The 15,585-nt window shown below is 68.1% G+C and carries 20 protein-coding genes; 8 read left to right on the forward strand and 12 right to left on the reverse strand.

Annotated elements, in window-relative coordinates:
• Nucleotides 1-56: 56 nt before the first annotated feature.
• Nucleotides 57-293, reverse strand: a complete 237-nt coding sequence (locus ASD05_RS30860) for a hypothetical protein (RefSeq protein WP_235508112.1) — start codon at nucleotides 291-293, stop codon at nucleotides 57-59.
• Here ASD05_RS30860 and ASD05_RS26195 point away from each other — a divergent pair.
• Nucleotides 223-744 (forward strand): helix-turn-helix domain-containing protein, encoded by a 522-nt coding sequence (locus ASD05_RS26195; RefSeq protein ID WP_235508109.1) that lies wholly within the window; start codon nucleotides 223-225, stop codon nucleotides 742-744. The genes ASD05_RS30860 and ASD05_RS26195 overlap by 71 nt on opposite strands.
• 687 nt (nucleotides 745-1,431) lie before the next feature.
• Here the strand turns inward: ASD05_RS26195 and ASD05_RS26200 are convergent.
• Complete coding sequence (locus ASD05_RS26200) at nucleotides 1,432-2,055, reverse strand: PDDEXK nuclease domain-containing protein (RefSeq protein ID WP_414930068.1); 624 nt, start codon at nucleotides 2,053-2,055, stop codon at nucleotides 1,432-1,434.
• Between ASD05_RS26200 and ASD05_RS26205 the strand changes: the two genes are divergently transcribed.
• Together ASD05_RS26205 and ASD05_RS26210 are read left to right on the forward strand one after the other, a co-directional pair.
• Nucleotides 2,043-2,390, forward strand: coding sequence for a hypothetical protein (locus ASD05_RS26205; RefSeq protein ID WP_056598657.1), 348 nt, complete (start codon nucleotides 2,043-2,045; stop codon nucleotides 2,388-2,390). The two genes, ASD05_RS26200 and ASD05_RS26205, sit on opposite strands and share 13 nt — an antisense overlap.
• A gap of 79 nt (nucleotides 2,391-2,469) precedes the next feature.
• On the forward strand, nucleotides 2,470-3,975 hold the full coding sequence (locus tag ASD05_RS26210; protein ID WP_056598660.1) for a thymidine phosphorylase family protein: 1,506 nt from the start codon (nucleotides 2,470-2,472) through the stop codon (nucleotides 3,973-3,975).
• Nucleotides 3,976-4,005: 30 nt separating this feature from the next.
• On the opposite strand, the gene ASD05_RS26215 is transcribed toward ASD05_RS26210, so the two are convergent.
• A complete protein-coding gene (locus ASD05_RS26215; protein ID WP_056598662.1) occupies nucleotides 4,006-4,419 on the reverse strand; it encodes a hypothetical protein in 414 nt (137 codons plus the stop codon).
• Between ASD05_RS26215 and ASD05_RS30865 the strand changes: the two genes are divergently transcribed.
• Entirely contained in the window at nucleotides 4,375-4,506 is a 132-nt protein-coding gene (locus tag ASD05_RS30865) for a high-potential iron-sulfur protein (RefSeq protein ID WP_235508110.1), read from the forward strand. The two genes, ASD05_RS26215 and ASD05_RS30865, sit on opposite strands and share 45 nt — an antisense overlap.
• A gap of 81 nt (nucleotides 4,507-4,587) precedes the next feature.
• Here ASD05_RS30865 and ASD05_RS26220 read toward each other — a convergent pair whose 3' ends face one another.
• The 7 genes from ASD05_RS26220 to mgtA all read right to left on the reverse strand — a co-directional run bounded on the left by ASD05_RS26220 (nucleotide 4,588) and on the right by mgtA (nucleotide 9,968).
• Entirely contained in the window at nucleotides 4,588-4,797 is a 210-nt protein-coding gene (locus tag ASD05_RS26220; RefSeq protein ID WP_056598665.1) for a hypothetical protein, read from the reverse strand.
• A 94-nt stretch (nucleotides 4,798-4,891) separates the two neighbouring features.
• Nucleotides 4,892-5,176, reverse strand: coding sequence for a hypothetical protein (locus ASD05_RS26225; protein WP_157610291.1), 285 nt, complete (start codon nucleotides 5,174-5,176; stop codon nucleotides 4,892-4,894).
• Nucleotides 5,177-5,318: 142 nt separating this feature from the next.
• The gene (locus ASD05_RS26230) at nucleotides 5,319-5,522 is read right to left on the reverse strand and encodes a DUF2892 domain-containing protein (protein WP_082572370.1); all 204 of its coding nucleotides are present in this window, start codon (nucleotides 5,520-5,522) and stop codon (nucleotides 5,319-5,321) included.
• Nucleotides 5,523-5,595: 73 nt separating this feature from the next.
• Nucleotides 5,596-6,492 (reverse strand): ribose-phosphate pyrophosphokinase, encoded by an 897-nt coding sequence (locus ASD05_RS26235; RefSeq protein ID WP_056598671.1) that lies wholly within the window; start codon nucleotides 6,490-6,492, stop codon nucleotides 5,596-5,598.
• Nucleotides 6,489-6,734: a universal stress protein gene (locus tag ASD05_RS26240; RefSeq protein ID WP_056598674.1), complete on the reverse strand. Its 246-nt coding sequence runs from the start codon at nucleotides 6,732-6,734 to the stop codon at nucleotides 6,489-6,491. Before ASD05_RS26240 ends, ASD05_RS26235 begins: the two co-directional genes overlap by 4 nt.
• A gap of 97 nt (nucleotides 6,735-6,831) precedes the next feature.
• The gene (locus ASD05_RS26245; RefSeq protein WP_056598677.1) at nucleotides 6,832-7,275 is read right to left on the reverse strand and encodes a universal stress protein; all 444 of its coding nucleotides are present in this window, start codon (nucleotides 7,273-7,275) and stop codon (nucleotides 6,832-6,834) included.
• Between the two features lie 110 nt (nucleotides 7,276-7,385).
• A complete protein-coding gene (gene mgtA, locus ASD05_RS26250; protein ID WP_056598681.1) occupies nucleotides 7,386-9,968 on the reverse strand; it encodes a magnesium-translocating P-type ATPase in 2,583 nt (860 codons plus the stop codon).
• A gap of 199 nt (nucleotides 9,969-10,167) precedes the next feature.
• Here mgtA and ASD05_RS26255 point away from each other — a divergent pair, with 199 nt between their 5' ends.
• Nucleotides 10,168-10,995 carry a universal stress protein gene (locus ASD05_RS26255; protein WP_056598684.1) on the forward strand — a complete coding sequence of 276 codons (828 nt, stop codon included), beginning with the start codon at nucleotides 10,168-10,170 and terminating at the stop codon, nucleotides 10,993-10,995.
• Between the two features lie 31 nt (nucleotides 10,996-11,026).
• On the forward strand, nucleotides 11,027-12,382 hold the full coding sequence (locus ASD05_RS26260; protein WP_056598687.1) for an MBL fold metallo-hydrolase RNA specificity domain-containing protein: 1,356 nt from the start codon (nucleotides 11,027-11,029) through the stop codon (nucleotides 12,380-12,382).
• Between the two features lie 19 nt (nucleotides 12,383-12,401).
• Here ASD05_RS26260 and ASD05_RS26265 read toward each other — a convergent pair whose 3' ends face one another.
• On the reverse strand, nucleotides 12,402-13,391 hold the full coding sequence (locus tag ASD05_RS26265) for a zinc-dependent alcohol dehydrogenase family protein (RefSeq protein WP_056598690.1): 990 nt from the start codon (nucleotides 13,389-13,391) through the stop codon (nucleotides 12,402-12,404).
• Nucleotides 13,392-13,397: 6 nt separating this feature from the next.
• A complete protein-coding gene (locus ASD05_RS26270; protein ID WP_056598838.1) occupies nucleotides 13,398-14,051 on the reverse strand; it encodes a BON domain-containing protein in 654 nt (217 codons plus the stop codon).
• 181 nt (nucleotides 14,052-14,232) lie between these two features.
• On the opposite strand from ASD05_RS26270, the gene ASD05_RS30550 reads away from it, so the two are divergent.
• Together ASD05_RS30550 and ASD05_RS26280 are read left to right on the forward strand one after the other, a co-directional pair.
• A complete protein-coding gene (locus ASD05_RS30550) occupies nucleotides 14,233-14,661 on the forward strand; it encodes a hypothetical protein (protein ID WP_200955501.1) in 429 nt (142 codons plus the stop codon).
• Nucleotides 14,662-14,701: 40 nt separating this feature from the next.
• The gene (locus tag ASD05_RS26280; RefSeq protein WP_056598696.1) at nucleotides 14,702-15,544 is read left to right on the forward strand and encodes a universal stress protein; all 843 of its coding nucleotides are present in this window, start codon (nucleotides 14,702-14,704) and stop codon (nucleotides 15,542-15,544) included.
• Nucleotides 15,545-15,585: the final 41 nt, after the last annotated feature.

The following is a 15,585-nucleotide window of genomic DNA, read 5'->3' on the forward strand; positions in this document are numbered from 1 at the left end:
AAGCTGCTTTTGCGTCAGCCGCGTTTGAGTCACAATCGGCAGGCCTACGGCTTCTACTAGGGGTCTCTGTTCATGCGAAATGTCCGGCTTCCGTCTCCGTTTCCTACCGGGCGCTCGCCGAAGCTGCCGGCGTCGATCACGCGCACCCGGTCGAGGCAACCCGCATCGGTCGTGCGCAGCCTGTCTGCGGCGCGCATCGGTGCGCAGGTGAGGGCGTTGCGTATGGCGGCTGGGTTGTCTGCCGGTGCTTTGGCAAAGGCCTCCGGGATTTCTTCCTCGATGCTCTCGCGCATCGAGCGCGGGCTGGTCTCGCCTTCGGTGGAAACCTTGGAGCGCCTGGCGAACGGTTTGGGTGTGCCGGCGTCGCGCTTCTTCGGCGATCAGGCGCGCCGCACGGACTTCTGCCATGTGCGCGCAGGGCAGGGCGTTGTGGTTGATCGCGTCGGTGCGGTGTCAGACTACCGCTACGAGCTGCTGGGGCATCTGTTGTCCGGCAACCTGTTCGTCGAGCCCTACCTCGTCACATTGCTACCCGGTGCCGATCCCTATGTGATCTTCCAGCACCCGGGTCTCAAGTTCCTGTACTTCCTGTCCGGGGAGGTCAGCTACCGCTATGGCGCCAAGGTGGTCACGGTGAGGGCAGGGGACTCGCTGCTGTTCGAGGCAACCGCACTGCACGGGATCGAGGCTATTCAAGGTGGGCCGGTGTCCTACCTCTCGGTCGTGTTCACGTTGCGCGAGTGAGGCGCGCGGGGACGGGCCTGCTCGGGCGCAACGGCTGATCGGGTGCGTTGACACCTTTCTCCCTTCGTTCCGTCCTTCTTTCCTTTCGAGCCTGCACCGTGAGGCACGGCGTCCGGTGAAACAGGACCGATCACCGAAGCGCAGGTTGGTCGCTCCAGCGCGGTGTGCATTCGGACAATCACTTCGGCGTCGATGGGCTCCTGAGCCTTGCCCGCTGTGGACGCATTGGGCGATGGACTGCGCATGAAGAGTGACAGCGGCCGGCATCGAGGCGGTTCCCCTGAGCGGTTTTTTTCTCCCTGGCCTCTAGCAGCGCCGAACCACTGTCGAGAGGCAGTGTGCGCGACCCGGATGAAGTCGCAGTGAAGTCCGTGCAGGAGTTCCGTGAAACGATACCCGTGGTCCGGTGTCGTGCGACTCTCGCCCAGCTGGACCTGGAAGGGCTACGGATCGGCATGTCGGCGCAAGCGGGCGTCCAGCAGCGTTCCGCCGCGCTCATGCAACGCTCAATCGCCTCATGTGACCGACGTCGCCGCAACGATTGCCCCCGAATGGCGCCGCATCGGAAGGCGCGCCCAGCATTGAACCGGGTTTCCGCCTTCTCAATGCAGACGCACCGCGAAGTGTTGTCTTCGGTCGCGGCCGAGAAAAACGCATGGGCAGGTTTCTCGATCGCGGGCAAATTGCTCAGCGATCCGCTGACGTGTCTGGCGCCGAGGTCGTGAGTCCGTAGAACTCGTGCAGCTTGCCGGCGCGCAGCTGTTTGTCGGGCAGCTGTGTCTTGTATTGCGCCACGAGCGCCGGTGACAGCGTGCGGCTCAGCGCGTACTCGACGACCTCGTTGTCCTTGGAGGCGCAGAGCAGGACGCCGATGGCGGGGTTCTCGTGGGGCTTGCGGACGTCGCGATCCAGCGCCTCCAGGTAGAAGTTCAGTTTGCCAAGGTGCTCGGGCTCGAAGCGTTCGACCTTGAGTTCGATGGCCACCAGGCAGTTCAACGCGCGGTGGAAGAACAATAAATCCAGTGCGAAGTCCCGCCCGCCCACCTGAAGCGGGAATTCCGAGCCGACGAAGCAAAAATCCCGTCCGAGCTCAATCAGGAACGTGCGCAGCCGGGCCAGCAAGCCCCGGTGGAGGTCGGCTTCCGTGTGCGCGGCTGGCAGGTCCAGGAATTGGAGCGTGTAAGCGTCCTTGAACAGGTCCGCTCCCGCCTGCCCATGAAAGTGTTCGCCGAAGTCAAGGCAGCCGTCGTCCAGCGCCTCCAGTCCGCAGTCGGGTGGTCGCGATGGCCGGCGACGGGGTGAACGATGCACCGGCCCTGGCGCAGGCCACGGTGGGCCTCGCGATGGGCACGGGAACGGATGTCGCGATGGAAAGCGCCGGCATCACGCTGCTCAAGGGCGACCTGATGGGCATCGTACGCGCGAGGACTCTCTCGCAGGCAACGATGCGGAACATTCGCCAGAACCTGTTCCTGTCCTTCGCCTACAACGTGGCCGGCATCCCGCTGGCGGCCGGCGTACTGTACCCATTCTTCGGGCTGCTGTTGTCGCCGGTGGTCGCGGCAGCGGCCATGGCGCTGTCATCAGTGAGCGTCATCACAAACGCGCTGCGGTTGCGAGCCGTCAAGCTGGACCGACATGAGTGAGCGCCGGGGTGCCGGCTTGACGGGCATCAAGCTCCGGGCGCGGGGCGCGTGCCAAGCTTCATGACGCCAAGGAGCGCCCATGTCACACAACCGCCTGCTGGCCCGACGCGCCGGCATTGACACCTACCAGCAGCCCGTGGTCTACATGCGCAGCGACTGCGCCGTGTGCCGGGCCGAGGGCTTCCAGTCGCAAGCGCAGGTCGAGCTGATCGCCAATGGGCGCCATCTGTTCGCGATCCTGCACCAGGTGAGCGGCGATTGGCTGCGCAATGACGAGATCGCGCTGTCGGAGGTGGCCTGGAACCTGATGGGCGCCGCCGAGGGCGAGGAGCTGGTGGTGCGGCACCCGCCGATCCTCGACTCGCTGGCGCACCTGCGCAACAAGGTCCACGGCGGCAGGCTGGACTATGCGGCTCTGCGGGCCCTGATGGAAGACGTGAGCCGCGGGCGCCTGCCCGACATCCACCTGGCTTCCTTCGTGACGGTCTGCGCCGGCCGCGGCCTCGACCTGGACGAGACCGTGGCGCTGACCCGCGCCATGGTCGACGTCGGGGAGCGCATCGACTGGGGCACCTCGCCCGTGATGGACAAGCACTGCATCGGTGGCTTGCCCGGCAACCGGACCACGCTGCTGGTGGTGCCGATCATCGCGGCCTGCGGTCTGGTGATGCCCAAGACATCGTCGCGCGCCATCACCTCGGCGGCCGGCACGGCCGATGTGATGGAAACGCTCGCGCCCGTCGACCTGGGCCTGGCGGCGATGCGCCATGTGGTCGAGCGCGAAGGTGGCTGCATTGCGTGGGGAAGCGCCATGCGCGTCAGTCCCGCGGACGACATGCTCATCCGCGTGGAGCGGCCGCTCGGCATCGACAGCGAGGGCCTCATGGTGGCTTCCATCCTGTCCAAGAAGGCCGCGATGGGTTCGCAGCGCGTGCTGATCGACATTCCGGTCGGCCCCCTGGCCAAGGTGCGCAGCGATGCCACCGCCGGCCAGCTATCGCACAGCCTGGTATCGGTGGGCGCGGCGCTGGGCCTGCATGTGCAGACGGTGTTCACCGACGGCAGCCAGCCGGTCGGCCGCGGCGTGGGTCCCGCGCTCGAAGCGATGGATGTAATGGCGGTGCTCGAACGCAGCGCCGATGCGCCGTCGGACCTGCGCGAACGCGCGCTTCTGCTGGCGGGACTCCTGCTCGAGCTGGCGGGCAAGGCGGCGCCGGACGCCGGCAACGCGCTGGCGCGCGGGGTCCTGGACGACGGGCGCGCGCTCGCCCGGTTCATTGCGATCTGCGAAGCACAGGGCGGCCTGCGCGTGCCGCCGAAGGCCGCCCACACGCACTGCGTGACGGCGCCCGCCGCTGGGGTGGTGTCGGCGATCGACACGCGTCTGGTGGCGCGCATGGCCAAGCTGGCCGGCGCGCCGCGCGATCCGGCTGCGGGTGCCTCGATGCACGTGCGCGTGAGGGACCGCGTCGAACGCGGCCAACCGCTCTTCACGCTGCATGCCGAGAGCCTCGGCGAGCTCCAGTACGCCCTGAGTTTCGTGCGCGCGCAACTGCCGGTCGTGCGCATCGAAGCCGCGCCGTGAGCGCTACAGATACAAGGCGCGCCGTCCGGCTCAGGCTGACATTGTGGCAAGCAGCATCGCCTGGAGCGCGAAACGGTGGTCCTGCGCGCACTCTGCGGCATCGATCAGACCCGAAGGGGCATCGAGACTCCAATGGTCCGGGTCGACGGCGTCGACCAAAAAAAGCCACGTCGCCCACCGCGCCGGAAGGATTGAGCAGGCGCAGGCAGAGACCTTCCCTGCGGGCGAGTTCGAAAAAAAGCTCTTCGCGCGCCCGGAAAGCGGGTCGCCGATGAAGGCGATCTGCGTGTTCGGCCCCGGCATGCAGCCATGGTTGCGCAGGGCCATCAGGTCCGCCAACGCCCGGGCGAGCAGGCGAAGCTCGATGAACGCGATCCGCAGTCCGTGGCCCTGGGGTATGTGGCCGATTCGGCCCGGGCCGATGCGAAGAGATTCCCCAAGCATGAGAACAGCCAGACTTGCAGCGGCTGCTCGCTCTGGCAACCCACGCCGACCGATGCCCTGGGAAACTGCACGCTGTTTCCCGGATAGCAGGTCAATTCCAAGGGCTGGTGCAGCGCCTGGGCCAAGAAAGCCTCGTTTCGGGGCCGCGCGCCCTTCATCCGCCGGAGGTCAGTGCGGCCGGTTCAGGCGCACCTCGGGCCAGGACAGCTCCAGCCCCATCACCGCACGTGCATACAGGTAGTTGTTGAGCATCGGCTCGCTGAGCGAGTCCATGTCGACATGGCCGACCGCGTCACAGGGAAAGGCGAAGGCGCGGTGATTGGCGAACAAGGGATGAAACCGAAGTTCGTAACCACCGGATGCATTGAGTGTGTCCATCTTGGTCTCCTTGAGCGTTTGCGCTTGCGTCAGTCATTGCAATCGGAAGACGAATCGCGCCATCTCAATTTGGACCCCGTGCTTGACGCCAGCATCAATGCTGCGCATCAGACGGAAACACTGTGTCAATCGTCGGTATCAGTGGCATTTCATCCTCGGCCCTGCTCGTGCGCAGGGCCTCCCATCCACGGGGCGTGATCTCGAGCACGGTGGCCGGGTCCTGCCGCTGGCGGTGGTCGCAGTCGACGCGCGCCGATGGAATCAGCACCTTGACCAGATCGGCGGCGCCGAGCAGGCGCAGCCTGTCGATCACTGCGGAATCGGCCTGGGTGCAGGGCAGCGACGCTTCGGACAGCGCTCTCAGGAGGTTCAGGCACATGGGCACACTTTCCTGGGCTCAGTCGAGCGTGACCCAGAAAACGAACATGTTCAGTGCAAGCCAAGCCCCCGCAGCGAACAGCACCCCGACCAGCACGACGGCAAGCCACTGGAGCACGGACATGGGACGCCTCGCCGTGTGTTCAGCGCCTGGCGCGAGCGCAGGTGCTGAAGCCGAAGAGCGAGTAGAGAGGACAGGTGCCGATCAATCCGGTCAGCAGCGGCACCACGCCGATGTAGCCCCACCGGCCGATGATTTCCGTGGCAGCGAGCACGATGAGCAGCATGCCGCCGCTGACACGCGCCGTGCGATCGAGGGGGCCGACGTTCTTCGACAGGAAGGACATGCGTTTTCTCCTTGCAGGCAGAAGAGGATCTTGTGCGGCGCAAGCCTGTCCGGTGTTGAGGCAGATCAAGGATTCAGGCGGGCAGAAGCCTGCGGACGCTCGCGGCAATGGCCGCAGCGAGCGGGATCCGATTGGACGGGTGGCGGATGGTGTCGCAGCTGACGATTTCGCCTGCACCGGCAGAACGCAGGTCCTCGAATGCCGTCTGCGCGAACACCGCATGGACCGCCACGCACACGGGGGCGGCGAGCCCGGCCTGGCGCAGAGGGCCGACCGTCTCGATCATGGTGCGGGCGGTCGAGACGATGTCGTCCACCAGCACCGGCGTGTGCGAGCGCCAGCGCTCGACATCGGGCAGCCAGACCTCGACATCGCGATCGCCCCGGCGCGTCTTGCTCAGCACGACGAAGGGGGCATTGGCATGCAGCGCCACCGCGCCGACCCATTGGGCGCTTTCCTCGTCGGGACCGATCAGCAGAGGGGTGCGCACATGCGCTCGAATCCACTGCGCCACGCTCCCCGCGGCATGGACGACGCCCGACGGAACGCGGCAGACCTGGGACAGATCGGTGATGCGGTGCAGGTGGGGGTCGACGGTCACGAGCCAGTCGACAGATCGCGAGATCCATGCGCCCACATGCTGGGCGCTGATCGTCTCTCCGGGCTGGAAGCGCCGGTCCTGCCGCATGTAGGCCAGGTACGGCGCGACCAGGCCGACCGACCGTGCGCCGGCCTCCCGCAGCGCCGCCGCCAGCAGGAACAGAGGCACGAGCTTGTCGTCGGGCCGGTCAAGCGTGCAGACGATGAACGTCCCGCGTCCGTCGACCGGCGACTCGATGCGCACATAGGACTCTCCATCGGGAAAGTGCCGCACCGTGGCCGCGCCGCGCTCCAATCCGAGGCGGGCGGCTAGTTCGTCGGCGAGCTGCCCGTTCCCGGGCATCGCGACCACGACGCTGGACGTGATCATTCGAACGCCAGGGCATCCGACACCAGTTCATAGACCGGTCCGGAGAGCCTGTCGCACAGTACCGTCTCCGCCTCGACGCCGGCCATCGTCGCCGAGGCCTTGGCTTCCTCGAGGAGGCGGTCGTCGATCGCATGGAACACCCGCAGCCGCCCTTGCCTCAGCTTCGCGAGGCGTATGGCCTCGGCCAGCCCGCGCTGCGATGTCGGACTGCCATCGACAGGGACAAGAATTCGTTGGTCCATGGCTGGCTCCTCAAATTGCAGGATGAGAAGACTGCCAGTATCCGGACGATGGCGCGCTGCGCCTTGAGGTGGCGCAAGGCAAGTCGACGGCGGCGGCCTATCGCAGGACCAGCACGGGAAGCGTCGAGTGCGCCAGCACGTGCTGCGTCTCGCTGCCCAGCAGCAATCGCTTGATGCCTTTTCGGCCGTGCGATGCCATCACGATCAGGTCGCTCTTGTGCTTCTTCGCAGCTGCGATGATCGACTCTGCCACCAGGTCGGAGCTGACCGTGGCCGTCTTGATGCGCACGCCGTCTTGCTTGGCACGCGCGCTCACGGCGTCGAGCATCGCCAGCGCCTTGTCGGTCCATTGCTTCTCGACGCGGCCGACGTCCTCGTTGGAGACGGTCATGGAGCCCTCGAAGTAGCTCCTGGGGTAGCGTGGAACCACGTGGAGCGCCACGAGATCGGCGTCGTTCTGGCCAGCCAGTGCAATTGCGCTTGCGACGGCCTTCTTCGAGAGCACGGAACCGTCGGTGGCGACGAGGATGCGCTTGAACATGAAAGGTCTCCGGGTGTGTTTGCTGCGAGCTTAGGCAGGCCATGGCCCGGCACGTTGGTTCAGATCAAGATGCGTCGCAGCGGCCGGACGGCGCACCGCATCGAGGTGGATCAGACCCCGGCCTTGCGGCGAGGCGAATGCCGGCGCGTCCTCGAAGGCGCGGCGCCCGCCAGGCGGGCGTAGAAGAATCGCTTGGCCAGCTCTGCCAGCGCCAGGTACGCCGCCAGCATGCCGGCCAGCCAGGCGAAGAAGATCGCGGGCGGCGGCTCGAAATGGAAGAACCTGGCAAGCGGCGAAAAAGGCAGCAGCAGCGCGGCCGCCACCACGAAAAGCGACGCCAGCGAGAGCGCTGCCCCGGGGCGGCTGGTCCAGGGCCGGCCGCGGGTGCGGATCACGAAGATCACCAGCACCTGCGTGGCCAGCGACTCGACGAACCAGGCGGTGCGAAACAGCGGGGCGTCCGCGTGCAGCACCTGGATCAGCAGCCAGAAGGTCAGCGCATCGAAGGCCGAGCTGATCGCGCCGAACAGCCACATGTAGCGCTGGATGAACTTCATGTCGAGCGTGCGGGGCCGGTGCAGGTCGGCGGCATCCACGCGGTCGAGCGGGATGGCCGCCTGCGACAGGTCGTAGAGCACGTTGTTGAGCAGAATCTGCGCCGGGAGCATCGGCAGGAAGGGCAGCAGCAGCGAGGCGCCCGCCATGCTCAGCATGTTCCCGAAGTTGGAACTCGTGCCCATCATGATGTACTTCATGACGTTGCCGAAAGTGCGCCGCCCTTCGCGCACGCCTTCATGCAGCACGGCGAGGTCGTGGTCGAGCATGACGATGTCCGCCACCTCGCGCGCCACGTCGACCGCGCTGTCCACGGTCAGTCCGACATCGGCCGAGCGTAGCGCGGGGGCGTCGTTGACGCCGTCGCCCAGGTAGCCGACCACGTGGCCGCGGGCCCTGAGCGCCAGGATGATCCGGTTCTTCTGCGCCGGGTTGACGCGGCAGAACAGGGTGGTGCGGGCCACGCGGGCGCGCAGCGCGGTCTCGTCCATGGCCGAGATTTCCTGCCCCGTCAGCACGCCCGCCACCGGAATGCGCAGCAGGGCGCACAGGTGCTGGGTCACCAACTCGCTGTCGCCGCTCACGATCTTCACGTGGACGCCGCTCTTCGCCAGCGCGGCCATGGCTTCGCCCGCGCCGGCCTTGGGCGAGTCGATGAAGGCGGCGAAGCCGGCGAACACCAGCGCGCTCTCGTCGCGCACGTCGGCATGCGGATGGTCCGCCGGCACGTCGCGCCAGGCCACCCCCAGCACGCGCAGGCCCTGGCGTTCGAGCGCGTGGCAGCGCTCGCGCAGCTGCGCCAGGGCGACCGCGTCCAGCGGCGCCAGCGAGCGGCCTTCGTCGCGCTCGAAGCGGCTGCACAGTGCCAGCACATCGTCCGGCGCACCCTTGACCACCAGCCAGCGCGCATCGCCCCGGTCGAGCAGCACCGAGACGCGCCGGCGCTCGAAGTCGAAGGGCACTTCGTCGATCTTCGTCCAGGTCGCGGTGTCCATCGGGTGCGCCATCAGCGCCTCGTCGAGCGGGCTCTTCAGGCCGCTCTCGAACGTGCTGTTGAGGCGGGCCAGCATCAGCACCCGCGCACTGTCGCGGCCGTCCGCGTCGACGCATCGGGCCAGGCTGATGCGCGCTTCGGTCAGGGTGCCGGTCTTGTCGGTGCACAGCACATCCATCGCGCCGAGGTTCTGGATCGAGGCCAGGCGCTTGACGATCACGCGGCGCCCGGCAAGGCGCATGGCGCCGCGCGAGAGCGTGACCGACACCACCATCGGCAGCAGCTCGGGCGTGAGCCCGACGGCGAGCGCCACCGCGAACAGAAAGGAGTCGAGCAGCGGCCGATGCAGGATCACGTTGACCAGCAGCACGAACAACACCAGCAGCAGGGTCAGCCGCATGATCATCAGGCCGAAGCGGTGCATGCCGACCTCGAACGCGGTGGGCGGCGGCTCGGCCTGCAGGCTGCCCGCCACTTCGCCGAGCGCGGTGCGCGAGCCGGTGGCCATGACGACGACGCGCGCGCTGCCGCTGACCACCGTGCTGCCCATGAACACCGCGTTGAGGGCGTCCTGCAGCTCGGTGGCATGACCGTCCAGCGCGCCCGGGCGCTTCTCCACGGGGTAGGACTCGCCGGTCAGCAGGCTCTGGTTGACGAAGAAGTCGCGCGCCTCCAACACCAGGCCGTCCGCCGGCACTCGATCGCCCGCCGACAGAAGCATCAGGTCGCCCGGCATCACCTCGGTCACCGGAATCTCCAGCGTGGCGCCGTCGCGCAGCACGCTGGCGCGCAGCGCCACGGCGGCGCGCAGCTTCTCGGCGGCGTTGCTGGCGCGGTGCTCCTGCACGAAGTCGAGCGTCACGCTCAGCAACACCAGCAGCACGATGATCCCGGCATTCGCGATGTCGCCGGTGGCCGCCGAGATCGTGCTGGCGGCGAGCAGCACGAGGACGAGCGGATTGCGCAGGCGTGCGAGGAACTGCATGGGCAGGGAGCGCTTCGCCTGCGGCTCGAAGCTGTTAGGGCCCCAGTGTGCACGCGCTTCGTCGGCCTGCAGCTGCGACAGTCCCCAGGGAGCGGCCGCGCTGGCGCCGAGCCACCATGGCTCGGGGACGGAGGCGTTGGCGTGCGAAGGGCGTGTCACTGCAACAGGGTGTCGTCGCTACGCCGGGAGGGCGAAGCGGGAGCCCAAGGCTAGGCCTGTCTGCGCGCTCCGGCCTTGCGCCCGATCAAGATCGGCGCGGCGGCGCGAAAGCTCGCGGGCGGTTGATCCAGCGCAAGGCCGCGCGGGGAGGGGCGGCCTAAGGTCGGCTGATCGCATTCCGCAAGCTCCAGGAGCCTTCATGCAGACCCCCAAATCCATCCTGCTTCATCTCGACGACTCCGAGCGCACGGTGGAGCGCATCAAGCTGGCCCGCGAGCTGGCCGAGACTTTCGATGCCGAAGTGACCGCCCGGCCGTGCACTCTGTCCGCACTCATGCGCTACCCGTACGCCATCGAGGCCGCGGCGGAAGCGGTCGCGATCATGCAGGAGATCGACAAGGATGCACGCGACAAGATGCACGCTACCTTCATGAGGCACGGCGCGGGCTCGCAGCGCCTGCACTGGGCCGAACCGGAGAGCGACGGCCCGTGGGGATTCGCGCGGCGCGCGCTCTATGCCGACCTGCTCATCCTCGGCCAGCGTGACCGGAACGACCCGATGGACAGCGAACTGCCCGGCGATTTCCTGCCGAGCGTGCTGGTGCAAAGCGGCCGGCCGGCGCTGGTGCTGCCCTACACGGGCCCGATCGGCCCCATCGGCCACAACGTGCTGGTGGCATGGAAGGAAACGCGCGAGGCCGCGCATGCGGTGACGGCCGCGCTGCCGTGGCTGTGCACGGCGTCCCGCGTGCATGCCGTGGCCTATGGCGAGGACGCGCAGGCCTCCCTGCAGAGCCTGCAGAACTACCTGCGGGTGCAGGGCGTCCGCAATCTCGAGCTGCACCCCGGCGGCGACGACGACGACGAGGATGCCGGCAACAAGCTGCTTTCCTTCGGCGCCGACCTGGGCGCGGACCTGCTGGTCATGGGCTGCTACGGCCACAGCCGGGCGCGCGAATGGGTGCTGGGCGGCGTCACTGAATCGATGCTGCAGTCGATGACGCTGCCCGTGCTGATGTCGCACTGAGCCGTTCGCACCAGACCACAGGAGCAACGGCATGCGCATCGATTTTCTCGGCGGCACCGCCACCGTCACGGGCTCCAAATACCTGTTGACGCACGAGGGCCGGCGGCTGCTGGTCGATTGCGGACTCTTCCAGGGGCTGAAGCAGCTGCGCCTGCGCAACTGGGACGCGCTGCCGGTGGACCCTGCCAGCATCGATGCCGTGCTGCTGACGCACGCGCACATGGACCACAGCGGCTACGTGCCGCGGCTGGTCCAGCTTGGCTTCAAGGGCAGGGTGTACGGCACCTCGGCCACCCGCGAGTTCTGTGAACTGCTGCTGCCCGACTCGGGCCGCCTGCAGGAAGAGGATGCCGACTTCGCCAACCGCCACGGCCATTCGAAGCACAAGCCGGCGCTGCCGCTGTATACGGAACAGGATGCGCGCACGGCCCTGAAGCGTTTCGAGGTGCTGCCGTTCGGCCAGGAGTGCGCCCCGTGGCCCGGCTGGTCGTGGCAACTGCACCGCGCGGGCCACATCCTGGGCGCCGCCAGCGTGCGCATTGGCTGGGGGGAAGGGGCAAGCATCCTCTTTTCGGGCGACCTGGGGCGCAGCGACGATCTGCTGATGCGCCCGCCCGAGGTCGCCGAGCCGGCGGACTACGTGGTGGTGGAGTCCACCTACGGCAACCGCAAGCACCCTGTGTCGGACACGCTGGGCGACCTGGCTGGCGTGATCAACCGGACCGCCGCGCGCGGCGGCATCGTGGTGATCCCGGCCTTTGCGGTCGGGCGCGCCCAGACGCTGCTGCATTGCATCCAGTTGCTCAAGCAGGCGCGGCGCATTCCCGACATGCCGGTGTACCTGAACAGCCCCATGGCCGCGGACGCCACGCGCATCTACCAGAGGCACCCAGACGAGCACCGCTTGAGCGCCGAGCAGTGCGCCGCCATGCGCGAGCAGACGATCATCGTCAACACGGTCGAGGAGTCGCGGCGCCTGAACACGCTGGGCTTTCCGTCGATCATCGTTTCCGCGAGCGGCATGGCCACGGGCGGGCGGGTGCTGCACCATCTGAAGGCCTATGCGCCCGATGCCCGGAACACCATCCTGTTCGCGGGTTTCCAGGCTGCAGGCACGCGCGGCGCGGCCATGCTGGGGGGCGCGGACGCGATCAAGATCCATGGTGCCTACGTGCCGGTGCGCGCGGAGGTGGCCAGCCTCGACACCCTGTCGGCCCACGCCGACCGCGACCAGCTGCTCGCCTGGCTCGACGCCCAGCGCGCACCGCGCCGCGTCTTTGTGACCCACGGGGAACCGGCGGCGGCCGACGCGCTTCGGCTGGCCATCGAGGAGCGCCACGGCTGGCCGTGCACCGTGCCCGACTATCGCGACGCGCAGGAACTCTGAAATCCGATGGCCGGCCCGCTCAGGGCACCAGCACCGCGGCGCCTTCGATCCGGCCTGCGCGCAGATCGGCCAGCGCCTCGTTGGCCTGCCTCAACGGATAGGTCCTGACATGCACCTTCAGCGGATGCGTCTGCGCGAATTCGAGGAACTCGCGGGCGTCGGCGCGCGTGAGGTTCGCCACCGACACCACGCAGCGCTCCTCCCACAGCAGCCGATAGGGAAAGGCCGGGATGTCGCTCATGTGGATGCCGCCGCAGACCACCCGGCCGCCCTTGCGCACTGCGCGTAGCGCCGTCGGCACCAGCTCGCCGGCGGGCGCGAAGACGATGGCTGCGTCCAGCGCTTCGGGCGCGCACTCGTCCGAGCCCCCGGCCCATCCGGCGCCGAGGCTGCGCGCGAAGGCTTGCGTCTCATGGTCGCCAGGCCGGGTAAACGCGTAAACCTCGCGCCCTTGCGCGACGGCGACCTGCGCCACCAGGTGCGCCGCGGCGCCGAATCCGTAGAGGCCAAGCCGGCGCGCGTCCTCGCCGGCTGCCTTCAGGCTGCGCCAGCCGATCAGGCCCGCGCAGAGCAGGGGCGCAACGCGGGCCGCGTCGGTTTCGGGCAGGGTCAGCGGCAGGCAGAACGCCGCCTCGGCAATCACATGGCTCGCGAAGCCGCCGTCGCGGTGGTAGCCCGTGAAGCGCGGCGCGTCGCACAGGTTCTCGTGGCCCTCGGTGCAGAAGGCGCAGCAGCCGCAGCTGTGGCCCAGCCAAGGCACGCCCACGCGGTCACCGACACGATGGCCTTCGACACCGGCGCCGAGCGCTTCCACCACGCCCACGATCTCGTGCCCCGGCACGATCGGCAGCATGGGCAGCGGCAGTTCACCGTCGACGATGTGCAGGTCGGTGCGGCAGACCGCGCAGGCCAGCACGCGCAGGCGCAGTTCGCCGGGACCGGGCTGCGGGATGCTGCGCCGCTCCAGTTCGAGGGGCAGCATCGCCGTGTTCAACACCATCGCGCGCATGTCAGCTCAGGCGTCCACGAGCAGGTCGTTCACCACCACCGAGACGCCGGGGGTGGCCCATGCGGCGCCCTGCACCGCATCGCGCTCGGCCCAGGAGTGCACCGTGCCGCGCAGCGTGACCTGCGAGCCGTTGACCGTGATGGAGAGCCGGCTGGCTTCGCGGTCGGCCTGCCGCGAGAGCGCGTCGTGGATCTGCTTTTCCACATCGGCGGGGCTGAGCTTCGGCGTGACCTTCACGAGGTTCGACACGCCGGTCACGCCCATCAGGTTGCGCACGGCACCATCGGCGGCGCTGCGCTGGTAGTCCCACTCGACCTCTCCGTTCAGCGTGAGCCAGCCTTCTGTCACCATGGGGTGGATCTTGCCGTTCGGCACGAGCACGTTCCATTCGAGTGCGCGCTCGGCTGCCATCGCGATGTCGGCGTCGGTGCGCTGGTTGTCGAACGGCAGCTTGACCGTCATCTCGATGGCCAGCGCCTTCACGCCATGCACGCGTTGCACGGCGAGTTCGACGGCATATTTCTCGGCGTGGCTGGCGAGGTGGCCGGTGAGGGTCACGACGCCGTCCTTGACGATCACGCCCACGTCGCAAGCCTTGACTGCCGGATCCCAGTTCAGCTCGGCCTGGACATCGTCGCGCAATTGGGTATCGGTCTTCATGGCGGATTCCTTGCAATGAATGAATCGCGGGCGGCCGCTGCCGGGGAACGGGGCGGCGCTCATGGCTTCCATTCTGGGAAGCAGGCGGCCCGGCTGCATTGCGCTGGATCAAGCGCGCGCGTCCGGCGGCGGGCGCTGTGTCGTCGCTTCCTCGGGGCCGCGGTTTTCTTGGGGAAGCCGCATGGCAATGATCGATGCGTGGCCTACCGAGGCCGGTCACGCCGGTCGCCACCGAGTCGACGCAGGTCAAGGCATGGGCTGCGCCGTGCGCGACCTTGATCCCGCGCAAGGCACCGGGAGCTTCATGCCGTCAGCATTCGGGCATCCGGATCACATGTCCAGAGGACACATTGCCATGAGCACCGGTTTCACTTTCCCGTTGGCGCTTTGCAAGGCGCAGTGGAGCATCTGGCTGCACACGCTCGAAATGCTGGAAACCAGCACGGCGCACTGCCTGGAACTCGGATCGCACTCCTTGCGCGACGGCGCAGCCGAGACCTGCGCCGAGACAGAGGCGATCGCGCAGGCCGAAGACTGGCGGGCCTTGGCCATGGCGCCGCCGACGCCGCGCCCCGGCAGGCGGTGGTGGCCGGCGCCTTGTGCACATTGAGCACGGCGCTGACGCCAGCATCGCCGTCCCGAAAGAAGCCATGACGCTCTCGACGATCGCCCTCCATCTCGACCACACCGAGCGCTGCGAGGTCCGCACCTTGCTCGCGGTCCGGCTGGCAAGGCAGCACGGCAGCCACCTGCTCGGCATCGTTCCCACGGGTGTGCCGGTCGGTGCGATGGTGGCGCTCCCGCAAGCGGCACAGACCGCCGCTCTCGTTGCCGCGGCCTCGCTGAACCAGCGCCGGCGGGCCGAAGCCATCGCGCATGTCTTTCGCTGCCGGCTGCGCGACACGGGTTCGCCGTCCTGCGAGATCCGGCTGGTGGATGGTGACCCCGTGGATGCCGTCATTGCCCATGGTCATGGGAGCGACCTGGTCGTCGTCGGACAGCCGGACCGCCAGGCAGCGGTGGACGCCAGGGCGCGGCAACTGCCCGAAGAGGTCATGCTGCACGCGGGCCGGCCCGTTCTCATCGTGCCGTGCGCGGGGCGTTTAGATGGCGCGGCGGACCGGGTCCTGGTGGCCTGGGACGGCGGTAGGGAGGCGGCACTCTCGGTGTACGGCGCGCTGCCGCTGCTGCGCAAGGCAAGCCGCGTCACGGTGGTGTCGCTGCTGGCAGACGGCACCACCGAATCGGCCGCCTCACCGTGCCCCGGCGACCTGAGCAGTTGGCTCCTGCGGCATGGCATCCAGGCCGATGTCGAGCGCTGCGCGGCAGCCGGGGAAACCGGCGATGCGTTGCAGGCCCGCGCGTCGGCGCTGGCAGCCGACCTGATCGTGATGGGGGGCTATGGACACGCCCGGGCGCGGGAACGCATCCTGGGCGGCGTCACGCACGACGTTCTTGCGCGCACTCCCATCCCTGTCCTCATGGCCCATTGACGGGAGTGGGGGCATCCTTTTCAGAGGACGCCGGCACGGTG

This window comes from Variovorax sp. Root434, from assembly GCF_001426595.1.
Classification (GTDB): Bacteria; Pseudomonadota; Gammaproteobacteria; order Burkholderiales; family Burkholderiaceae_C; genus Variovorax.

Excerpts from the sequence above, each read along its gene's own strand:
- ASD05_RS26195 (WP_235508109.1), top strand. The coding sequence starts at position 223 with ATGGCGGCTGGGTTGTCTGCCGGTGCTTTGGCAAAGGCCTCCGGGATT.
- ASD05_RS30860 (WP_235508112.1), bottom strand. The coding sequence starts at position 293 with ATGCGCGAGAGCATCGAGGAAGAAATCCCGGAGGCCTTTGCCAAAGCA.
- ASD05_RS26210 (WP_056598660.1), top strand. The coding sequence starts at position 2,470 with ATGTCACACAACCGCCTGCTGGCCCGACGCGCCGGCATTGACACCTAC.
- ASD05_RS26215 (WP_056598662.1), bottom strand. The coding sequence starts at position 4,419 with ATGCTTGGGGAATCTCTTCGCATCGGCCCGGGCCGAATCGGCCACATA.
- ASD05_RS26220 (WP_056598665.1), bottom strand. The coding sequence starts at position 4,797 with ATGGACACACTCAATGCATCCGGTGGTTACGAACTTCGGTTTCATCCC.
- ASD05_RS26225 (WP_157610291.1), bottom strand. The coding sequence starts at position 5,176 with ATGTGCCTGAACCTCCTGAGAGCGCTGTCCGAAGCGTCGCTGCCCTGC.
- ASD05_RS26230 (WP_082572370.1), bottom strand. The coding sequence starts at position 5,522 with ATGTCCTTCCTGTCGAAGAACGTCGGCCCCCTCGATCGCACGGCGCGT.
- ASD05_RS26235 (WP_056598671.1), bottom strand. The coding sequence starts at position 6,492 with ATGATCACGTCCAGCGTCGTGGTCGCGATGCCCGGGAACGGGCAGCTC.
- ASD05_RS26240 (WP_056598674.1), bottom strand. The coding sequence starts at position 6,734 with ATGGACCAACGAATTCTTGTCCCTGTCGATGGCAGTCCGACATCGCAG.
- ASD05_RS26245 (WP_056598677.1), bottom strand. The coding sequence starts at position 7,275 with ATGTTCAAGCGCATCCTCGTCGCCACCGACGGTTCCGTGCTCTCGAAG.
- ASD05_RS26255 (WP_056598684.1), top strand. The coding sequence starts at position 10,168 with ATGCAGACCCCCAAATCCATCCTGCTTCATCTCGACGACTCCGAGCGC.
- ASD05_RS26260 (WP_056598687.1), top strand. The coding sequence starts at position 11,027 with ATGCGCATCGATTTTCTCGGCGGCACCGCCACCGTCACGGGCTCCAAA.
- ASD05_RS26265 (WP_056598690.1), bottom strand. The coding sequence starts at position 13,391 with ATGCGCGCGATGGTGTTGAACACGGCGATGCTGCCCCTCGAACTGGAG.
- ASD05_RS26270 (WP_056598838.1), bottom strand. The coding sequence starts at position 14,051 with ATGAAGACCGATACCCAATTGCGCGACGATGTCCAGGCCGAGCTGAAC.
- ASD05_RS30550 (WP_200955501.1), top strand. The coding sequence starts at position 14,233 with ATGGCAATGATCGATGCGTGGCCTACCGAGGCCGGTCACGCCGGTCGC.
- ASD05_RS26280 (WP_056598696.1), top strand. The coding sequence starts at position 14,702 with ATGACGCTCTCGACGATCGCCCTCCATCTCGACCACACCGAGCGCTGC.